The organism is Peribacillus frigoritolerans, from assembly GCF_001636405.1.
Lineage (GTDB): Bacteria > Bacillota > Bacilli > Bacillales > DSM-1321 > Peribacillus > Peribacillus frigoritolerans.
In genome coordinates this window covers 1244140-1263476 of the sequence record NZ_KV440950.1, presented here as the reverse complement: position 1 = coordinate 1263476, position 19337 = coordinate 1244140, and the positions used below count along the sequence as shown (strand labels likewise).

Annotated in this window: 15 protein-coding genes; 7 read left to right on the top strand and 8 right to left on the bottom strand. The window is 45.8% G+C overall.

What is annotated here, in order from left to right; all coding sequences use genetic code 11:
* Nucleotides 1–151 precede the first annotated feature (151 nt).
* The 8 genes from A6755_RS06245 to A6755_RS06205 all read right to left on the bottom strand — a co-directional run bounded on the left by A6755_RS06245 (nt 152) and on the right by A6755_RS06205 (nt 12390).
* Complete coding sequence (locus A6755_RS06245) at nt 152–1447, bottom strand: uracil/xanthine transporter (RefSeq protein WP_063590122.1); 1296 nt, start codon at nt 1445–1447, stop codon at nt 152–154.
* 424 nt (nt 1448–1871) lie between these two features.
* Nucleotides 1872–3119, bottom strand: a complete 1248-nt coding sequence (locus A6755_RS06240) for an amidohydrolase (RefSeq protein WP_063590121.1) — start codon at nt 3117–3119, stop codon at nt 1872–1874.
* 27 nt (nt 3120–3146) lie between these two features.
* Nucleotides 3147–4397 carry an amidohydrolase family protein gene (locus A6755_RS06235; protein WP_063590120.1) on the bottom strand — a complete coding sequence of 417 codons (1251 nt, stop codon included), beginning with the start codon at nt 4395–4397 and terminating at the stop codon, nt 3147–3149.
* A 24-nt stretch (nt 4398–4421) separates the two neighbouring features.
* Nucleotides 4422–5669, bottom strand: coding sequence for an amidohydrolase family protein (locus A6755_RS06230; RefSeq protein ID WP_084737482.1), 1248 nt, complete (start codon nt 5667–5669; stop codon nt 4422–4424).
* Between the two features lie 423 nt (nt 5670–6092).
* Nucleotides 6093–7658 (bottom strand): glutathione ABC transporter substrate-binding protein, encoded by a 1566-nt coding sequence (locus A6755_RS06220; protein ID WP_063590117.1) that lies wholly within the window; start codon nt 7656–7658, stop codon nt 6093–6095.
* A gap of 100 nt (nt 7659–7758) precedes the next feature.
* The gene (locus A6755_RS06215) at nt 7759–9258 is read right to left on the bottom strand and encodes a chlorohydrolase family protein (RefSeq protein ID WP_063590116.1); all 1500 of its coding nucleotides are present in this window, start codon (nt 9256–9258) and stop codon (nt 7759–7761) included.
* 1 nt (nt 9259) lies between these two features.
* A complete protein-coding gene (locus A6755_RS06210; protein WP_063590115.1) occupies nt 9260–10768 on the bottom strand; it encodes an amidohydrolase family protein in 1509 nt (502 codons plus the stop codon).
* A 65-nt stretch (nt 10769–10833) separates the two neighbouring features.
* Nucleotides 10834–12390 carry a glutathione ABC transporter substrate-binding protein gene (locus A6755_RS06205; RefSeq protein WP_063590114.1) on the bottom strand — a complete coding sequence of 519 codons (1557 nt, stop codon included), beginning with the start codon at nt 12388–12390 and terminating at the stop codon, nt 10834–10836.
* A gap of 210 nt (nt 12391–12600) precedes the next feature.
* On the opposite strand from A6755_RS06205, the gene nikC reads away from it, so the two are divergent.
* From nikC to A6755_RS06170, 7 genes are all read left to right on the top strand, one after another.
* Nucleotides 12601–13503: a nickel transporter permease gene (gene nikC, locus A6755_RS06200; protein WP_063590113.1), complete on the top strand. Its 903-nt coding sequence runs from the start codon at nt 12601–12603 to the stop codon at nt 13501–13503.
* A 12-nt stretch (nt 13504–13515) separates the two neighbouring features.
* Complete coding sequence (gene nikB / locus A6755_RS06195) at nt 13516–14436, top strand: nickel ABC transporter permease (RefSeq protein WP_034304259.1); 921 nt, start codon at nt 13516–13518, stop codon at nt 14434–14436.
* A gap of 12 nt (nt 14437–14448) precedes the next feature.
* Complete coding sequence (locus A6755_RS06190; protein WP_034304261.1) at nt 14449–15471, top strand: ABC transporter ATP-binding protein; 1023 nt, start codon at nt 14449–14451, stop codon at nt 15469–15471.
* Nucleotides 15471–16460 carry an ABC transporter ATP-binding protein gene (locus A6755_RS06185; protein WP_063590112.1) on the top strand — a complete coding sequence of 330 codons (990 nt, stop codon included), beginning with the start codon at nt 15471–15473 and terminating at the stop codon, nt 16458–16460. The genes A6755_RS06190 and A6755_RS06185 overlap by 1 nt, the downstream gene beginning before the upstream one ends.
* 88 nt (nt 16461–16548) lie before the next feature.
* The gene (locus A6755_RS06180; protein WP_034304264.1) at nt 16549–17313 is read left to right on the top strand and encodes a sensor histidine kinase; all 765 of its coding nucleotides are present in this window, start codon (nt 16549–16551) and stop codon (nt 17311–17313) included.
* The gene (locus A6755_RS06175) at nt 17310–18008 is read left to right on the top strand and encodes a response regulator transcription factor (protein ID WP_063590111.1); all 699 of its coding nucleotides are present in this window, start codon (nt 17310–17312) and stop codon (nt 18006–18008) included. The genes A6755_RS06180 and A6755_RS06175 overlap by 4 nt, the downstream gene beginning before the upstream one ends.
* 3 nt (nt 18009–18011) lie before the next feature.
* The gene (locus tag A6755_RS06170) at nt 18012–19337 is read left to right on the top strand and encodes an SLC5/6 family protein (RefSeq protein ID WP_134402093.1); all 1326 of its coding nucleotides are present in this window, start codon (nt 18012–18014) and stop codon (nt 19335–19337) included.

Below are 19337 nucleotides of genomic sequence, written 5' to 3'. Positions count from 1 at the left end.
GTATTGCTACTGATTAAAAGGCCCATTTCCCATTAAAAGACCAATAAAAAACAGAAAACCGGAAGGGTAATACCCTTCCGGTTTTCATGATCGCCTCTTCAATTAGCATTGTCGTTTCCCTTTATGTATAGCCTTTTCAATCAAAGTCCCATTAGTTATGCAGTTGTTCATAACGAGTCCAGTTGACCGATTTTTCCAGCACGATTGATATCAATACTCCCATTATGAGCCCATTCGTCAAAAAGGGCTGTAATAGCGCGGGCAGGTTCGAAAATGCAGCAGGCAGGACATTCATCAAACTCACGCCAATCAATACTGGTACGGCAAGCCTGAATATCGTGTCTGAAGTGAAATTCTGACCCTTGACGCTGTTGAAAGCCGTACCGAACAGCTGAAGGTACGCAACGAACAATACTGCATTCCCGACTGTTATCGGCATCGTGGCCAGGAAAGAGATGAAAGGGGGAATGAGCCCGATTATGGTCAATAACATGCCTCCAAGCAAGAAGGGCTTCCGCTCATAGATTTGGGTGCTCTGCAAAAATCCAATCGATGAAGTAAAAGGTGTATATGGAACAAGGCCAAGCAGCGGAGCGAAAATGGTAAATCCGCCAGTCATGAATAGAGAATTTCGATACTGCTTGTGTTCAGCTTCATCACCGATTAATTCCGATGCAGCCTGAATGGAAGCGAACGTGTTGCACAAATTCAGCAATCCTGCAAAAAAGGAAATCGCTATGATCCCGAATTGAAGGTTTGGAGCACCTAATGGAAAAAATGAAAAAGCGGCACCCGTCAATCCCATTTCTCCCCCGGCCTCCGGAAATAGCAGCTCGTAAAAAATCCATCCCACTATAATCCCGATCAATATGGAGAAATTGCTTATTGTCCTTGGTCCTTTTATTTTTAATATACTGACTAGAAGTACAATCCCCACTGATAGGAAACTGACCGGGATGTTGATTTCGCCATTCTCCGTAATCCCCAGCATCCCCTTAAAGAAGACAAAAATGAGCTGGAACGTCAAAAGGAATAAATAAACCGTCATGACCATGGGAGTGAAAATCTTCTGGACATGAGATATCAGGTTGAAGGCAGAAATAATGAGGGTCACGACACCCGCAGCAATGAGGCCAGTAGCTATGCCCCCTCCTATCTCAGCATAACCGAGCCCTATGGATGGTGCAGATAAACCTAAATTAAGCATCACTCCCCACAATAGACCGGAGTGACCTTCCATAAGCGGATACTTATGCCCCTTCCACCCCTGAAACACGCAAGCGATCCCCGTGAAAATGAGCGAGCTTCTCATGGTCATTTCCGTAACATTGGGAGGAAGATCAAAAGCTGCGCCAATCGATATGGGCACAACTACCGTATTTGCAAAAATAAAAAACAACCATTGAAAAGAAGAAAATAGAGTCACAGAAGATCTCCAACTTTTCATAGATTCCATCTCCTTTGAACATGATACTTTTCAAACTCATGGTGAATTTCACTTGTCCTTCCCTTGAAAATGGCGAAAGGACAGCACCATGTTAATAGACGCGGTCCCGGATGGTCCGCTGCTGCATTGCTGGACACATGATTTATGTCATATGACCTTTGCAGATGCATGAGAAATGATAACGTTCCCATTAATAGTAACAAAGACTGCGGCTCCCCGCTAATTTGTTTGCTTGGATAAAGGATGCAAGGCACGCAAGCAGAGCGTTTTAAAATATAATAATGATAAAGACTGGGGGCCTAATTCATATAGCCAAAAAAATCACTTCCACAGCATATAACAGTTGTAAATAAAAGTACACGGAAGCCTCCAAAAACGAAAAAGGAAATCCGGAAATATCCAGAAATCCTTTTTTGGTTCAGTCCTACCGTTCAATGGACTGCTTTTGTTTATATAGTGAACCGGAAACCAAGTTCCCCTTGTAAATGACCGCTTTACGTTCCGAACGCCTGGCAACTGCCTCTGCAGAACAGCTTGCGTCAATTAACACCAGACTTCCGGCATCCCCAACTTTCGGCCATACCTGGTTACCCTTATCATCCAATGGGGTTTTTCCGCCAGTTATATATCCGAGTGTCCGGGAAAGCGAGACTTCATCAATCCATTTGAAACGTTCTGCGAGCCTTCCTGCCCTCTCCAAGATGTCACCATTCCCAAGAGGTGACCATACATCAAAGATATTATCATTTCCTACTGATACTTCAACCCCTCTTTCATGTAATAAATCAACAGGGGGCATCTGCCTGTTGATCGGGACACTGGTGACGATGGAAATCCCCGCCTCCCTAAGAATGTCAGCCAGTTCATAGGCTTCTTCCCTGGATACGTCCCCGATGCCGAACGCATGGCTTAATGCCACCCTTCCTTCCCAGCCCGCTTGCTTGGTCAGAGCTGCCAAACGTTTCATGGTGAACGTGCCCAGATGGCCGGGATCATGTAAATGCAAGTCCACATCAGCATTAGCTTCCACTGCTAAATCCATCAATTGCACGAGCGATGCTTCAATATTGTTATCGACTGTGGCCGGATCCACCGCCCCGACGATTCCTGCTCCGTTCCGCAATGCCTCCCTGACAGGCTTGACAGAGCCGGACCGCAGCAAACCGTGCTGCGCAAATGCGACGATTTCTGAACTGAGTCGATTGGAATAGCCAGCAAGCGCCTGCTGAACTTGCTCTAAGTTTTGCAAGCCCGCTTCCGGATAAATATCAACATGAGTCCGTATATGTGCAGATCCGGAAGCTAACAGGATTTCCAGTAAAGATTCTGCACGTTTACATGTGCTTGTTGCAATGGAAGGCAGAACCCTCTTCTCATTTTCAAAGCGTTCAATGACACTTGAAGAAGGAGTGCACGCTCTCCAAACATCCCCCATCAGTGTCTTATCAAGATGGACATGCTTTTCAATGAAGGATGGTACCGCCAGCAATCCTTTTGCATCTTCCACTGGTAAATCATCACGTATGGCTTCCCCATCTTTGATAATCTTCGTGATCCTGCCATCCTCCATCAACAGATGAAATAACCCGGTGATCGTTCCTGTAACTCTTTCATTCTCTTTCCGATACCCACATTCCAAACGAACATTCTTTAACCAATAGATTCTATTCATGATCTTCTCCCTTCTTGAACCATATCTTCAATTCGACTTCAAGGCAAATTCGCGATCAAGTCCGCCGTATACCAGGTTTCCATCGACCATGACCGCAGCCCGCGTCGATCTCCTGGCAATTGCCTCGGCAGCACATGATGCATCCACAAAAACCATAGTTGCGTCATTTCCCGCTTTCGGCCATAAACGATTTCCTTCATCGTCCAATGTCTTGACTCCGCCCGTAATGAATTGGAGCGATTGAGACAATGCATACTCGTCCTTCCAGTTGTACCTCTCAGCCAATCGGCCTGCCTTTTCCAGCATATCCCCAGTACCGAATGGGGACCAGGAGTCGTAAAAGCCATCGCAACCGAGAGCAACATGGACACCTTTCTCATGCAGTGAATCAATCGGGGGCATGACCCGGTTGATCGGAACTGTAGACATGATCGCTATCCCCAGGTTTGATAATTCACTGGCCAGTTCATTCGATTCTCCTATTGAAACATCACCAAGTGCAAAAGCATGACTGATGGCCGCTCTGTTCTTCCATCCTGCTTCATCGATCAAAGAAGCCAGTTTCTTGATCGTATATAAACCAAGGTGACCGGGATCATGTATATGAATATCAATATCTGCATCAAATTCAACAGCCAAATCGACCATTTCATACAGGGAAGCTTCTATATTATTATCCACCCCGCCAGGATCCAGGCCGCCCACCAAGGACGCCCCTTCTTTCATCGCTTGTCTCATCAACCCTTTTGAATTCGTTCTTAGCAGTCCGTGCTGCGGGAAAGCCACGATCTCGTATGTCATTTTCCCTTTGAAACGATATAGGGCACGTTGAATCTCTTCCAAGTTCTTCATTCCGATGTATGGATCGATATTTACATGCGTCCTTACATGCGTTGCCCCGCCGCTTAACAATAGTTGAAGCATCCGTTCAGCCCGGAGCTGTCCAGTTTCAGCCAGTTCTGCAAGCTCTTTTGCTTCTAATTTTAAGCGTTCGATTAAGTTCGGAACCGGAGTGCATGATTTCCATGGCAGTCCTAAATACGTCTTGTCCAGATGGTTATGCATCTCTTTAAAAGGAGGAAGTGCAAGCAGCTTTCTCGCGTCGTGAACAGGACCATCCGTTTTCAAAGGCATAGTTGAAGCCAATTGCAAATCCTCTATGATCCCATTTTTTATATACATGTTGTATGTAGCTGTTTTCGTCCGATCAATTCGTTCATTCTCAAAAACAAATCCACTATCAAGCGTAACGTTTGTAAGCCAGTATGCTTCATTCATCCAATCACTCTCTTTATTAAAAGATTAAACACCTGTCGTCTCAAAAGATGAAATGGATCCGCTAACAACATTGCCCCTGAAGATGACAGCAGCACGCTTCGCCCTTCTAGCCACCGCTTCCGCTGAACTGCTGGCTTCAAGCAAAACGATATTCGCCTCATCCCCGACATTAGGCCATGCCTTGACCCCGTCTTGGTTTAATGGGGTCTTCCCTCCTGTTATGAATTGCAGGCTTTTCGCTAAGGAACGTTCATCAATCATGCGAAACCTCTCTGCAAGGCGACCTGCCTTTTCCAGGTTGTCCCCGATGCCAAATGGTGTCCAATGATCAGTGATGCTGTCATTACCCAATTCCACTTTCACCCCTTTTTCATGAAGCAGGGGGATGGGGATCGTTCTGAAGATCGGCACTGTGGATGTAATCGATATTCCTGTTTCCGAAAACCTTTCGGCTATGCCCGTAGCCTCCGGGACTGAAAGATCTGCCAACCCGCTGGCGTGGCTAACCGTGACCCTTCCTTGCCAGCCTGCGTCTTCCGTAAGTGAAGCAAGTCGCTGCATGGTGAAGAGGCCAAGGTGATCCGGATCATGTAAATGAACATCGATATCGGAATTGGATTCAACCGCGATATCCATGATCGTTTCAAGTGACCGCTCTATGTTTTCATCAATGGTGGCGGGGTCCACGCCTCCTACCAGATTCGCCCCATTCTTCATTGCCTCCCTTATTAACCGAACGGAATCGCTGCGTAAAAGTCCATGCTGTGGGAATGCGACGATCTCATACGTCAATTTATCCTTATAGCCTTCCAGTGCCTGAATGGTCGCTTCCAAGTTCTTCAGTCCTATGACGGGGTCGATGTTGCAATGTGTACGTATATGGGTAGATCCGAAGTTCAATAATAAATCGAGCATTTTCTCTGCTCTGACTTTAGCGGTAGGCAATAATTCGGGCAGCAAGACCTGCTCTTCCTCTATCCTGGTTTTCACGCCATTAATGGCAGGCATGCAAGCCTTCCACGGACCGCCATAGTACGTTTTATCAATGTGGATATGCATTTCCTTAAACGAGGGAACCATCAGAAGGCCGTGAACATCATGCTGCGGATCCTGATCCGCTATCGATTCCTTCTCCGATAAAATGGAAGAAATTTTCCCACTTTCAATCTTGATGTGGTAATTGCCGGTTTCAGTGCCGGTGATCGTTTCATTTTCATTATAAGTAAAACCATTTTCCAAGCGGACATTCGTTAACCAATACGATTGAGACATTACACTCACCCTTTCATTCCAGATTGACTATGCATCACTTTCATTATAGTTTTAAAGATCAACAAATAATTTCAGTATTTTTACTCGTTTTTATGTTATTTTTACTTATTGTGCCAAAGAAAAAGGCTCACCCTAATGGATGAACCCTTTCAGACTGTAAAACAACTCGATGAAACTCAGTTTGCCTGCAGTATTTGAAACGTTCAATTGATTCCAGAGATCGACTGTCTTTCTTTTGTAGACGTTGATTTCCACTCTAGGCACTCGCTTTTCCGCGGGCGGTCCGCCCTCGGCGTTTGCGCCTGTGGGGTCTCGGCCAGCCAGTAATTCGGCAGGAGTGTCGCAAATCCCTTCCCATGAGGATTACAGGAATAATCCATTCCCCCCATTCGGACTCCTAACCCCTTTCCTCAACACACTGCATCACTTGATCGTTACGTCATTTATCTCCAGGTAACCTGAAGGGCTGATTGAAAATCCTTTTACTTCTTTGGCTACTGCAGCAACATTTTCTATGACCCTTACAGGAATGTACGGGGTGTCAGCCATTTCGATTTCCTGTGCCTCTGCGTATAGTTCTTTGCGTTTCCCTTCTTCTTTTTCCTTCCTGGCTGCATCTATTAAACGATCAACCTTTTGATTGCTGTAAAAGAATGTGTTACCTGCCGCTCCCTGTGATTCCGTATGAAAAAGGTTATATTGATTATAATCAGCATCCCCGGTCGCGTTTCTCCAACTGATGATGAACATTTCCGATTGTCCTTTATTCACTTGTTCCACGAATGAACCGTACTCCATGACCTGCACTTTCAAATTAATCCCGATCCCTTTCAGTTGGGATTGCAGGACCTCAGCCAAGTTGACTCTTTCTTTACTGTCCATTGTCAGGATGGTCGCATCCAAGCCTTTTGAATATCCAGCTTCGGCCATCAGTTTCTTCGCTTCCTTTAAGTTGTAATCATAGGCTTCGAGATCTTCGTTGTACCCGAATACTTTAGAGCCCATCAAGGAGTTCGCCTTTACTCCCACATTATTGAAGACACCCTTGATAATCGAGTCCATCTCAATGGCATGGGCAATGGCTTTACGGACCCTTTCATCATTGAACGGTTCATTATTGACATTAAAGCCTAAATATTCGGTACCATACCCTTCACTGCGGTAAACATCCATTGCCGGTGATGATTCCACCTGGTCCATGACCGCTACAGGAAGCGGCTCGGCGATATGCGCTTCACCGGTTTCTATCATCGATATCCTCGTGGAGTCTTCCGGGACGACCTTGAAGATGACCTTGTCCACTTTTGGCTCGTCTCCCCAATAGCTGTCGTTTTTCGTCAATGTGATTTCCTGGCCTGGGGACCATGAATCAAAAGCGAAAGGGCCGGTTCCATTCGGTTCCTGGATAATCTTTTTGCCGTACTTTTCAATCGTTTTCGGACTGATGATTCCGCCTTCGTGATTCGCCAATATGGAAAGGAGAGGGGAAAAAGGTTCCTTCAGGATGAATTGCACGGTAAATTCATCAACCGGTTTCACCTCTTTCACCATATCGAATACCACCGCTCTGGGAGAAGCGACCGCCGGATCCAATAGTCGATCAAACGTCTTCTTTACCGCCTCTGCATTAAATGGCGTGCCATCATGAAACTTTACATCTTCCCTAAGCTTGAATTCCCAGGTAGTGTCATTTATTTGCTTCCATTTTTCTGCCAGCATTGGCTGTATCTCACTATTCTCATCCCGCTGTACAAGACCTTCATAGATTTTATGGTGAGTGACGCTAGCGGCGTTAATCGTGGACATGAACTGCTGATCCAAGTTCTCAGCATCGGATAAGCGGGCAATGACCAATGTACCCCCTCCGTTTGATGCTTTGTTCGGATCACTTTCTGTTGTGCTTACGTCATTGTTAGAAGAACAGCCTGTAATGATGATAGCCATGATCATGACTAGAAAAAGCTTTCCTGCCCCACGTTTTACCCCCATGGTCTTCTACCTCCCAATTTCATTTTTTGAACATTTATCTAATTATAGGAAATATTCTGACTATTTTTTTCGATTATCTTTACTATGTTTTTCATTTTCTTTACTTGTTTTTACAAATGGCTTCTGTATCGCTTATCGATTCCACGACCTTGAATGATGGCTTAAACAATTCTTTCTCGGAAAGCTCCTGATAATCCCTTTCCATATAGCCTCTTCTCATCTTATTGAAATATAGCTGCCCCTTATATTTGATTTCCGTTAAATCAAGATCGGGGATTATTTGATCCTTCATGACCACCTTTCCATTGATGATCGATAATTTAACGTCCCTCCCGGATCCGCTTGCGAACATCGTTCGAATCGGATCATCGATTACCCCCATATGGAAACCGTCCAAGTCAATCGCGATGATATCCGCCTTGGCCCCCGTAGCGATGCGTCCTAGATCGTTCCTGCCAAGAAAAGCGGCCGCATCCAGTGTGGCTGACCGAAAGAAATCGGCATAGACAGAGCCTTCCGTTTCTCCTGCCGCCAGCCGTGAGAGCATGCTGCCTGTCCTGACGTTCTGGAACATATCCGGAGGGAATGTGTCCGTTCCAAGGGCTATATTGATCCCAGCCCGTTTATATTTGGCAAAAGATTCTAACGCCTCCCCATGCCTCCCGATGATCAGCGGGCAATGGATCACCGTTGTATTCGTTTCCGCAAGCAGCGCCAAGTCATCACCCTGGCCATATTTCGCTTTACTGTATCCTGAAATAAAGTGGGCATGCGGGATCCCTGTTCTTGTACCGAGAAAGCCAAGGTCATACAAATATCTGATCGGTGTAACATGATGGGCTTCCCAGATGGTTCTGAATTCAAAGCTTCCTTGTGCAGCATGAAGCTTTATGGGTACATTCAATTTTTCGCTGTAATATTTAATCTGTTTTAATTGATCGGCCGTTTGAGACTCAATTCGTTCTGGAGCAAGCATCCCCCTGACCATGCCTTCATGGGCTCCATCGAACTTTTCCACAAACTCGACCGCTTTCCGTAACCCCGCTTCACCGGCTTTTTCATCCCAATGCAGTTTGATTTTCCCGTCAGGCTGGACGGCTCTCATTCCTGATTGGAAACTTGGGCCAAGGTAAATCCTTAATCCCAAGCCAGCGGCATGCTCTGCGGCAGCTGCCAATTCATCATAGGTTTCAGCCCAGCTTTTATAAAAGACGGAAGTAATGGGCATCGCCGTCGTCACGCCATGCAGTATGAGCTGTGAATAAGCATATAGTGATTTAAACGCTTCTTCTTCCTTGGTCATTAATTCAGGATGTCCGCTTTTTATATAATTCTCCGACCAAAGAAGGTTTTTCTGTCTGTCGGCACCGGCTTCAAAATGTAAAATATCATGGTCAATGTCCCCTAATGCATTTAAATCTATGAACCCGGGACTGATAATCGCATTACCGGCATCCATTACCTCGTCCACTTCTTCTGGATAATTTTTTCCGACATACAAAATCGTGTCTTTTTCATAAACGATCTCCGCGTTTTCCAATATGACATGATCGCACCCGTCATACCCGATTACATATCTTCCTTTAAGTTTGGTTTTCATCTTATTCCCCTTTCACCATCGCGGCAGCGTCTTCGCGTTCGTCATATCGCTTTTCATCTACATAAGCCCTGGCATGGCCCCAGAAATATTTAGTCGGCTGCATATACTTTTCGAGCCCTGCACGCTTTATCGTTGAAAAGGCCTCCTCATTCGCTTCATCAAGCACTGTACTTTCATGGACCGTCCGTACATTCCTGCCTTCCATGATCAATTTCCCATCCACGATGACATGCTCCACATCATTCGCCACAGCTTGAAATACAAGCCGGTGAACATGCATGAATTCAGGGGTCAGGTGAGGCTGATGAAGATTGACCGTAATGACATCCGCTTTTTTCCCGATCTCGAGGGAGCCTATTTCATCATCCCAGCCAATGCATTTCGCAGCATCTATCGTGATCATTTCCAACAGCTTGCCTGGCGGTAAATAATAGTAGTCCCTAAGGGCGGCCTGGTGAACCAACTGTGTTTTCCTCATTGCCTGAAACATATCGAAACTTGTGGAAGGGGACGTCCCATCCGTGGAGATTGCCACAGTTGCACCCATTTCCAATAATTCAGTTATCGGGGTACGGGCATGAACCTGGCCAAATCCAGGTGATGCACTGACGTTGGTACCTGTTTCTGCCAGTATTCTTGCCTCATCGAAGGAAATGCCCCGACAGTGCTGTAAATGGACATCCGGACCCAATAGGGCATTTTCCTTATCCTGTATCGCTAAATGAATCATCCCGCCAAAGGCATCTGAGTGAATGCGTGTGTTATATTTCCTGGCAATCTCCCTTATTTTCTTCGCTTGATACAGGTCATGATCAGTAAGCCCATAAAGCCTGTCAGGAGATGTCGGATTGGAGGGATCCACCGATGTAACGATGACAAATGGTGTAATGAAGGCTCTCGTACGGTCCTCATTTGCATGGTTCAGCGCCTCGATTACCGCTTCCGCCCCCTGTAATACTTCTTCATAGGTAACTTCCTTTACCACTCTCTTTCCATCGATCCATCGGCTGAATGAATGGGGCCATGGAGGATTGCAAGGACCCGTGCATACCACTTCCCTGATTCCCACTTCGGCATATGCTTTTGCATGATTGATGGCGAAAATCGGTTCATCGGACCGCGGCATGGATCCTAACACGCTCACCCCAGTCGTCACGCCAGCCTTCAATCTCTCAAGGGCGGATAGCTTTCCTTCGTAATACCAAAACTCATCCGTTACAAAATGCTTGTACGTATTCGTCATGATCGGCATCCAAAAATCAATATTCTCCATGGCAATGGTTTTGAACATGGAATGTCCCCCATGCCCATGAACATCTATCAATCCGGGCAATATGCACTGATGGCTGCAATCGATGACTTTTACTGCCTCATACTTCCATTTAAGTTTTTCGGTCGCATCTACAGCTAAAACCCTTCCTTGATGTATGGCGACGGCGCCATCTTGCAGAACTCTCCTGTTTTGATCCATGGTAATGACGGTCCCATGGATTAGCAGTAAATCTATCATACTTTCCCTCCTAATTGAGAAGACAGCATAACATCCTTATGCTGCCTTCCTTTTGTGATGAATTCCTACTTCACGGTTACGTCATCAAGCATTAAATAATTTGCCGGATTCAGCCAAAGTCCTTTAACTGACCCGCCATATACGGCCAAGTGTTCATAGTTACGGATAGGAACATATGGAACTTCTTCTCTTTCAATTGCCTGTGCCTTCGAATATAGTTCCTTACGTTTATCGCCATCCGATTCTTTACGTGCATTTTCAATCAATTTATCCACTTCCGGATTGCTATAGAATGAACTATTTCCCGCAGCACCTTGGGATTTGCTATTGAAAAGGTTAAATTGATTATAATCTCCATCCCCGGTAGCATTGCCCCAGCCGCCTATCGATACCTGGTGCTCGCCCTTGGCTGTCGCGTCAATGTAAGCCCCATACTCAAGGACTTGAATCTTGACCTTAATTCCAATTCCTTTTAACTGGGATTGAATCACCTCGGCCATATTGATCCTTTCCTTACGGTCACTCGTCGTCAGGGTAAACTCCAAACCATCCTTGACCCCCGCTTCAGTCAAGAGCTTCTTCGATTCATTAATATCATAGTCATAGCCTTTTATATCCGGATCATAACCAAACACCTTTGGGCTCATTGTTGAATTTGCCCTCGTGCCGACATCGTTATAAACCCCTTTGATGATGGAATCGACCTCGATGGCATGAGCGACCGCCTTACGGACCCTTACATCATCAAAGGGCTTTTTCTTAACATTGAAGCTTAAGTATTCAACGGCAAGTCCCTCCGTGCGATATAAATCCATCGTGCCCGACGCTTCGATCCTATCAATCTCCGTCACTGGCACTTGATCGGTCACATGCGCTTCACCCGTTTCAATCATCGCAATCCTCGTGGCATCTTCAGGGACCACCTTGAATACCACCCCATCAATCTTAGGCTTATCCCCCCAATAGTCCTTGTTTTTCGAAAGGGCGATTTCTTCACCAGGCTTCCACGATTTAAAAACGAATGGACCTGTCCCAACGGGGTTTTGCCCGAGTTTGTCACTATTTTCCTTAATCGCTTTAGGGCTGATGATGCTTCCTTCATTACTCACTAAAATCGATAACAGCGGAGCATAAGGATATTTCAGCTTGAATTGTACGGTCGTTTCGTCAATCGCTTTAATTTCCTTGATCATTTCCAATTTACCAGCCTGCGGAGAAGCTGTTGCCGGATCCAGTATCCTGTCGAAATTGGTTTTCACCGCTTCGGCATTGAATGGAGCTCCATCATGGAATTTGACTCCCTCCTGCAATTTAAACTCCCAAGTGACATCATCCAGTTGTTTCCACTCTTTTGCGAGCAGCGGTTTAGGATCCATGTTCTTGTCAGGAACGACCAATGTTTGATAAACCTTTTCATAAACGACGTTTGCAGATGGAATGTCTGTTATGAAATGGGGGTCAAGTGTGGTCGCGTCAGATAAGCGCGCGACGATCAGCGTACCTCCTTCTTTCGCTTTTTCTACTGTTTCCTTACTGCCGGTTTCTTCTGATGCACACCCTGATAAAACGGATGAAATGCCCAATAAAGAAGCAAAAAGCAACCCAATCATACCTTTTCTCATTCTATTTCCTCCCTTTTCAACCTGCCTTTGTTTCTCCAAGTAACTTACAGCTATGAGTACATCGGGCTTACTGTAAATTATAAAAAAAAACCGAATTTTATATTTTCAGAATCTTTACTCTTTTTTTAATTATCTTTACTGCTTTTCCGCATCATATTTACTTCAATCCTTTTTTTGAATAAATTGAATGAAAGAAAAGGAGGAAATCCAATGAAGCCAGAGGTCGTCATCAATAATACCGAATTGAATGTAAAAGAAAGAAAATCTCCGAAACTAAGACACTGGAAAGCCTTTTATAAAAAATTCAAGCGAAATAAATTGGCATTGGTAGGCGGGTACATCGTACTTTTTTATATTTTATTGGCTATCTTTGCCCCTTTGATCTCACCGCAGGATCCCTATGAAATTGATTTGGTCAACAAACTCCAGCCTCCATCAGCCGAACATTTGATGGGTACGGATGATAAGGGAAGGGATATTTTAAGCAGATTGTTGTATGGAACACGGCTTTCATTAACGGTTGGGTTTGTCTCTGTTTTCTTCGGGGCGTTCATTGGTATACTCCTCGGGTTAGCAGCTGGTTATTACGGAAAATGGATCGATACCGTCATTATGAGGATTGTCGATGTTCTGCTGGCTTTCCCGGGAATACTGCTTGCTCTTGCGATCATTAGTGCCCTTGGTCCGAGTTTAATCAATGTTATGGTGGCGGTCGGAGTCTTTTCGATACCGATGTTTGCCCGGATTGTACGCGGTTCCACACTGTCAGTCAGGAAGCTGGAATATATCGATGCCATTCGTGCATTGGGAGCGACTGACTTCACGATCATATGCAAACATATTTTTCCGAATATTCTATCACCCGTCATCGTACAAGCTACATTACGTCTGGCAACGGCCATTCTGTCGGCAGCCGGATTGTCATTCCTTGGACTGGGAGCCCAGCCGCCTTCACCAGAATGGGGAGCGATGCTGAGCAGCGGACGGGATTATTTGTTCAGTGCCCCCCACATCGCATTGTTTCCAGGGATAGCGATATCAACACTGGTACTTGGTTTCAACATCTTCGGGGACGGACTTAGAGATGCCCTGGATCCAAGAATGAAAAAATAAGGAGGAGAGAAAATGTTCGTATTCATTATCCGGCGGGTACTTCAAACGATACCGGTATTACTGGGAGTAAGCCTTGTTGTTTTCCTCATCATGCAAATGGTCCCGGGAGATCCGGCAACACTGCTTGCAGGTGAAGGAGCGACTAAAGAAACGATTGAATCGCTGCGGCATGAGCTTGGCTTGGATCGTCCAATCCTCTATCAGTATGTTGACTATGTCCTTCATGCCGTTCAAGGTGACTTTGGGGAATCACTCCGCAGCAGCCGCCCTGTTTTGGACGAAATCATGGTCCGCTTGCCCATCACCCTTGAACTGGCACTTGCCAGCATATTCATAACCGTTGTGCTTGGAATGATCGCAGGAATCATCTCGGCCACCAAGCAATACTCGGCAGCTGACATTTCCATCATGATCGTTGCTTTATTGGGAATCTCGTTACCTAGTTTTTGGCTGGGCCTCATGCTTATCTACTTCTTTTCCGTGAACCTTCATTTGTTTCCGGTTTCAGGTTGGGGAACCTTCAGCCACATGATTCTACCAGCCATAACCCTCGGGGCCGGCGGAGCGGCCATCGTTGCCAGGATGACCAGGTCGAGCATGCTTGAAGTCGTTCGCCAGGACTATATCCGGACCGCGAGAGCCAAGGGATTGAAAGAATATATCATCATTTATAAACACGGCCTGAAAAATGCACTCATCCCCGTCATTACCGTCGTTGGCCTCCAGTTCGGTGCACTCCTTGGCGGCACGGTATTGACAGAGTCCGTTTTTGCCATCAATGGACTTGGAAGATTGATAGTCGATGCAATCAGGACGAGGGATTTGCCGATGGTCCAAGGCGGGGTCCTCATCGCTTCCGTCATCTTCGTATTCATGAACTTGGCAGTGGATGTCCTCTATCGGTACTTTAACAAAAGAATAGACTTGAACTAAGGAGGTATGATGATGAATCAGGATGCTGATAAAATACTGGAGGTAAAAAACCTGCAGACCCACTTTTTCACTGATGAAGGAACGAGTAAAGCAGTCAATGGGATCAGTTTCTCCCTCAATAAAGGGGAAACGCTTGGAATCGTCGGGGAGTCGGGAAGCGGGAAAAGCATAACATCGCTCTCATTGTTAAGGCTCATTCCATCGCCACCCGGCAAGATTGCCGGCGGCAGCATCCTTTTTAAAGGGGAAGATCTGCTTACGAAGTCTGAAAAACAGATGCGGTCCATACGCGGGAATGAAATTTCGATGATTTTTCAGGAGCCGATGACGTCATTGAATCCCGTATATTCAGCGGGCGAGCAAATTGCGGAAGCGATCCGGCTCCATCAAAAGCTGGGAAAAAAGGAAGCATGGGATAAAGCCGTCGACATGCTTCGGCTCGTCGGGATCCCTTCACCTGAAAAGAGGGCAAAACAGGAGCCGCATGAGCTAAGCGGCGGAATGAGGCAAAGGGTCATGATTGCCATGGCACTTGCCTGCCACCCTGAGGTTTTAATAGCCGATGAACCTACAACAGCACTGGATGTGACGATCCAAGCCCAAATCCTCGAACTGATCAAGACGCTGCAAAAGGATTTCGGGACGGCTGTCATTTTGATTACACATGATTTGGGTGTCGTATACGAAACCTGTGATCGGGTCGCTGTCATGTACGCAGGGAAAATCGTTGAATATACCTTGGCCAAGGAAATATTCACAAATCCTAAACATCCTTACACCATTGGTTTATTGAACTCCCTTCCCCGTCTGGACATGGACCAGGAAGAACTGACCACAATTCCAGGGACCGTTCCAAGTCCTTACAACATGCCCAAGGGATGCAGCTTCGCTCCCCGCTGTCCACATGCGAAAGGCATTTGTGAACAAGCCGTACCGGATCTCCAGGCCATCGGCCCAAGTACGGAGGTCAGCTGCTGGATGTTCACCCCCCAATGGGAGAAGGCATATGACGCTCAAGAAAAGGTGGGGATTTAATGATGGGTGTACCAGCTGCAGAGAAAAAGGTTCTACTTAAAGTGGATCAATTGAAGCAATATTTTCCGATCAAGGGAGGATTTTTCGGAAGGACCATCAATCATGTAAAAGCCGTTGATGACATTACCTTCGATATCAAACAGGGTGAAACCTTAAGCATCGTCGGCGAATCCGGCTGCGGGAAATCGACTACCGGAAGGGCCATCCTTCGATTGGATGAACCGACGAGCGGGAGCATTCACTTTCAGGATAGGGATTTACTGAGTTTAGGCAAAAAAGAAATGCGGCGTACCAGGAAGGATCTGCAGGTTATTTTTCAAGACCCCTTTGCCTCCCTCAACCCAAGACAGACGATCGGCAAAATTCTCGGGGAAGCTTTGGCGATCCAAAATGTAGTCCCTAAAGAAAACCGGAAGAGCCGGATTGAAGAATTATTGGGACATGTCGGGCTGAGACCTGAATCCATGGAAAGATACCCGCATGAATTCAGCGGCGGCCAAAGACAGCGGATCGGGATTGCGCGGGCTCTGGCCGTGGATCCCAAATTGATCATATGTGACGAAGCTGTATCTGCACTGGATGTCTCCATTCAAGCGCAAGTGCTGAATTTATTAAAATCCTTGCAGCGCCAGTTCGACCTTACCTTTCTTTTCATTTCGCATGATTTAGGTGTGGTCAGACATATCTCGGATCGGGTGATGGTCATGTATCTCGGAAAAATAGTCGAAATAGCCGATAAAAAGTCCATTTTCGAACAGCCGCAGCATCCATATACAAGGGCATTGCTATCGGCCATCCCAGTACCGAATCCTGTACATGAAAGAGAACGGATCCTATTGACGGGTGATGTCCCGTCACCCATCGACCCTCCAAACGGCTGCCGCTTCCATACACGGTGCCCGTTTGTACAGGATATCTGCAAAACACAGCTGCCCGAACTGAAACGATCGGCACAAAACCATCAAGTGGCTTGTCACATTGTGTCTTAAGCTGTAGATTTCCGGAGGGGTCTTTAGTATGATACTAATAAACAGAATCATTCAATTTATTTAAAAATATAACAAGCAGAGGTTCTCCATGCTAAGTTACGAGGGATTCACGTTAATTATCATGCTCTTCATTTTAGCTCCCATCATGGGAGCTATCGCTCTTTTATTTCTATTCATATTCGAGAAAAGGATCGATCTTCTTGAAAATAAAAACAAGGAGATCCGCCTGGAGCAAGCACTGCAAGAAGCACAATATAATAAATTGAACCAGCAGATCCAGCCGCACTTTTTGTTTAATACACTGAATGTCATTCTGGGCTTGGCCCGCCTGAACAGGACGGCAGAATTGATACGGGCCTTAGAGGCTTTTTCGCAATTCCTGAAATTCAAGTATAAAGCATCGGAACCATTGATCCCCCTTTCCCAGGAAATCCAGTATACCCAGCATTATCTCGACATCCAGACCCTTCGCTTCGGTGATCGGCTCAAGATTGATATGGAGTGCCCGGAACCGTTATCAACCGCACTTGTCCCGCCCTTTATTCTCCAGACCTTGGTGGAGAATTCATTTAAACACGGGTTGGAAAAAAAAGTGGGTGAAGCCCTGCTGCATATCCGGTTCTATCTGGAATCACAAATGGTGTATCTGGAAGTGGCGGACAATGGATTGATGGGAAATGAATCTTCCGTTACGGACGATGGCGGCCATGGCCTCGATAATATCCAAAAACGTTTATATTTGTATTTCAATGACCGTGCACAATTGCATATAGCTTCCAATGAATCGGGAACAAAGGTAGAGGTATCATGGCCGCTGGTTTTTGATAGGAAAATGGAGGAGGCGGAGGAATGAATGTATTATTAGTTGATGACGAACCATTGGTCCTTGAACAAATGGAATATATGATTCAGTCCATTTACCCTTTTTGGAAATTTCACAAAGCTGCTGATGCCTGTCAGGCACTGACCCTCAACCAAAATCATAAAATCAACCTCGCTTTCCTGGATATTAATCTGCCGGGGCGATCGGGCCTTGAATTTGGTGAAGACCTAAGGGCGCTGAACAAAGAAGTCGAAATCATCATGGTGACCGCCCATCAAAGCTTCGATTATGCCCAGCAATCCATCAGGATAGGCGTGGTTGATTATTTAACGAAACCTGTAATAGAAAGTGATTTGCATAAAGTCCTGGCCAAGTATGACAAAAGGGTATCTTCCCATAACTATTCAACACTCATTCACCATTCGCTTTCTTTCATTCATGAAAACTATGCCGAAAAACTCTCCCTTTCGGACATCGCCCGTGAAGTGCATACCAATCCGACTTATTTAAGCAGGAAATTCCATGAAGAAGTCGGCACTTCGTTTTCGGAATATTTAATGCACTATAGAATAAAGGCCGCAAAAAGGGCCTTGACCAATAACACCAGCTGGAGCATATCAGACGTCGCTGAAAAATCGGGTTTCAATAGCCAGCATTATTTCAGCACTTTATTCCGGAAGATAGAGGGAATCACGCCCAAGGAGTTCCGCGAGAAAGGAAAATGAACATTGCGATCACGTACATTTCAAGAATACGTACAAGGCCCCATTCAAATCGGGATGGGTTTGGGGATCATCTCCCTCCTGGCACGCTGGGTGACAGGCACCACAATATTATCCTCCCCTGAATCGATGGTGAAGTATGGAGTTTTCGGAGGGATCGGATACGCCCTGATGGGAGCGATCGCCCTGTTCATGTTCAGCTTCATCGGGAAGAGGGTCCGGCAGGATTTCCCCGAGGGCTTGACCATCGGGGACTATTTAAAAGCCCGGCTCCATCCCCTCGGATATTGGATATTGATCGTGATCCTGGTCATAACCAGCTTACACATTTTATTCATTCAGGGAATGGCCGCGTCCACTCTATGTCAGTTTCTTTTCGATACGCCCCTCTATGTCGGGCTGTTCTTTTTTTTCGCTTTCTGTATCCTTTATGCTGGATTCGGCGGGTTAAAGCTCATTCATGGATTCGCCGCTTTTCAGGTCATATCCATGTTTGCCGCAGTTATCTTGATTCCTTTATACTTTTTCGTCAAGGAAGGGATTCAGCCTGTTTATGATGGGATTCGTTTATACCATCCATACATGCTCGTAATCAATAAGTATGATCTATGGAGTTTTCTTTTTGCAGGACTTCTTGTCGGGTTCGGCCAGTTTTTCTTTGACCTGACTTCGTGGCAGCGATTATTCATGATAGAAATGAAAAAGGTAAGATTGACATTCTCTTTATCTGGCCTTATATGGATCATATTCCCGCTCTCCTTTTCATCCCTGTTCATCATGGTAATCTTTACGGGCGGCTTCACTGATATACACTCGATACTGGCTGGATTGGCAAATAAAATAACGACACCATTCTTTTTCATCCTTTTTGTGCTCTGCGCCATCAGTGCAATCACCTCAACATTCGGTGCCTGCCTGCACTCATTGGTAAGCCTGATCGTAGCCAATATTCTTGAACCATTACAAACAAAAAAAAGCGACCAGCAAAAAATAAGGATGGCCTGCCTGCTTTCGATCTGTATTGGAGGATTGGTTTTCGTTGCTACACTCTTCTATTCCCCAAACCTATTGGAGCTCTTATTTTATTCAGGCAATATATATTCGGCATTGCTGGCTCCAATCCTGGTTATCGTATTCAGTAAAGGAAAAGTCGCTGATTACATACCGATAAGCGCGGTCCTGGCGATTGTGGCTTCATACATCATCCAGCCTCATGTAAGTGAATTCCAAAGCATATGGTTCAGCGGATTGGCTTCATTGACGATCCTGGTGATTTGTACGATCCTTACCCTCATCAAGAACAAATGGAGGATCTTGAAAACAAAACCATGA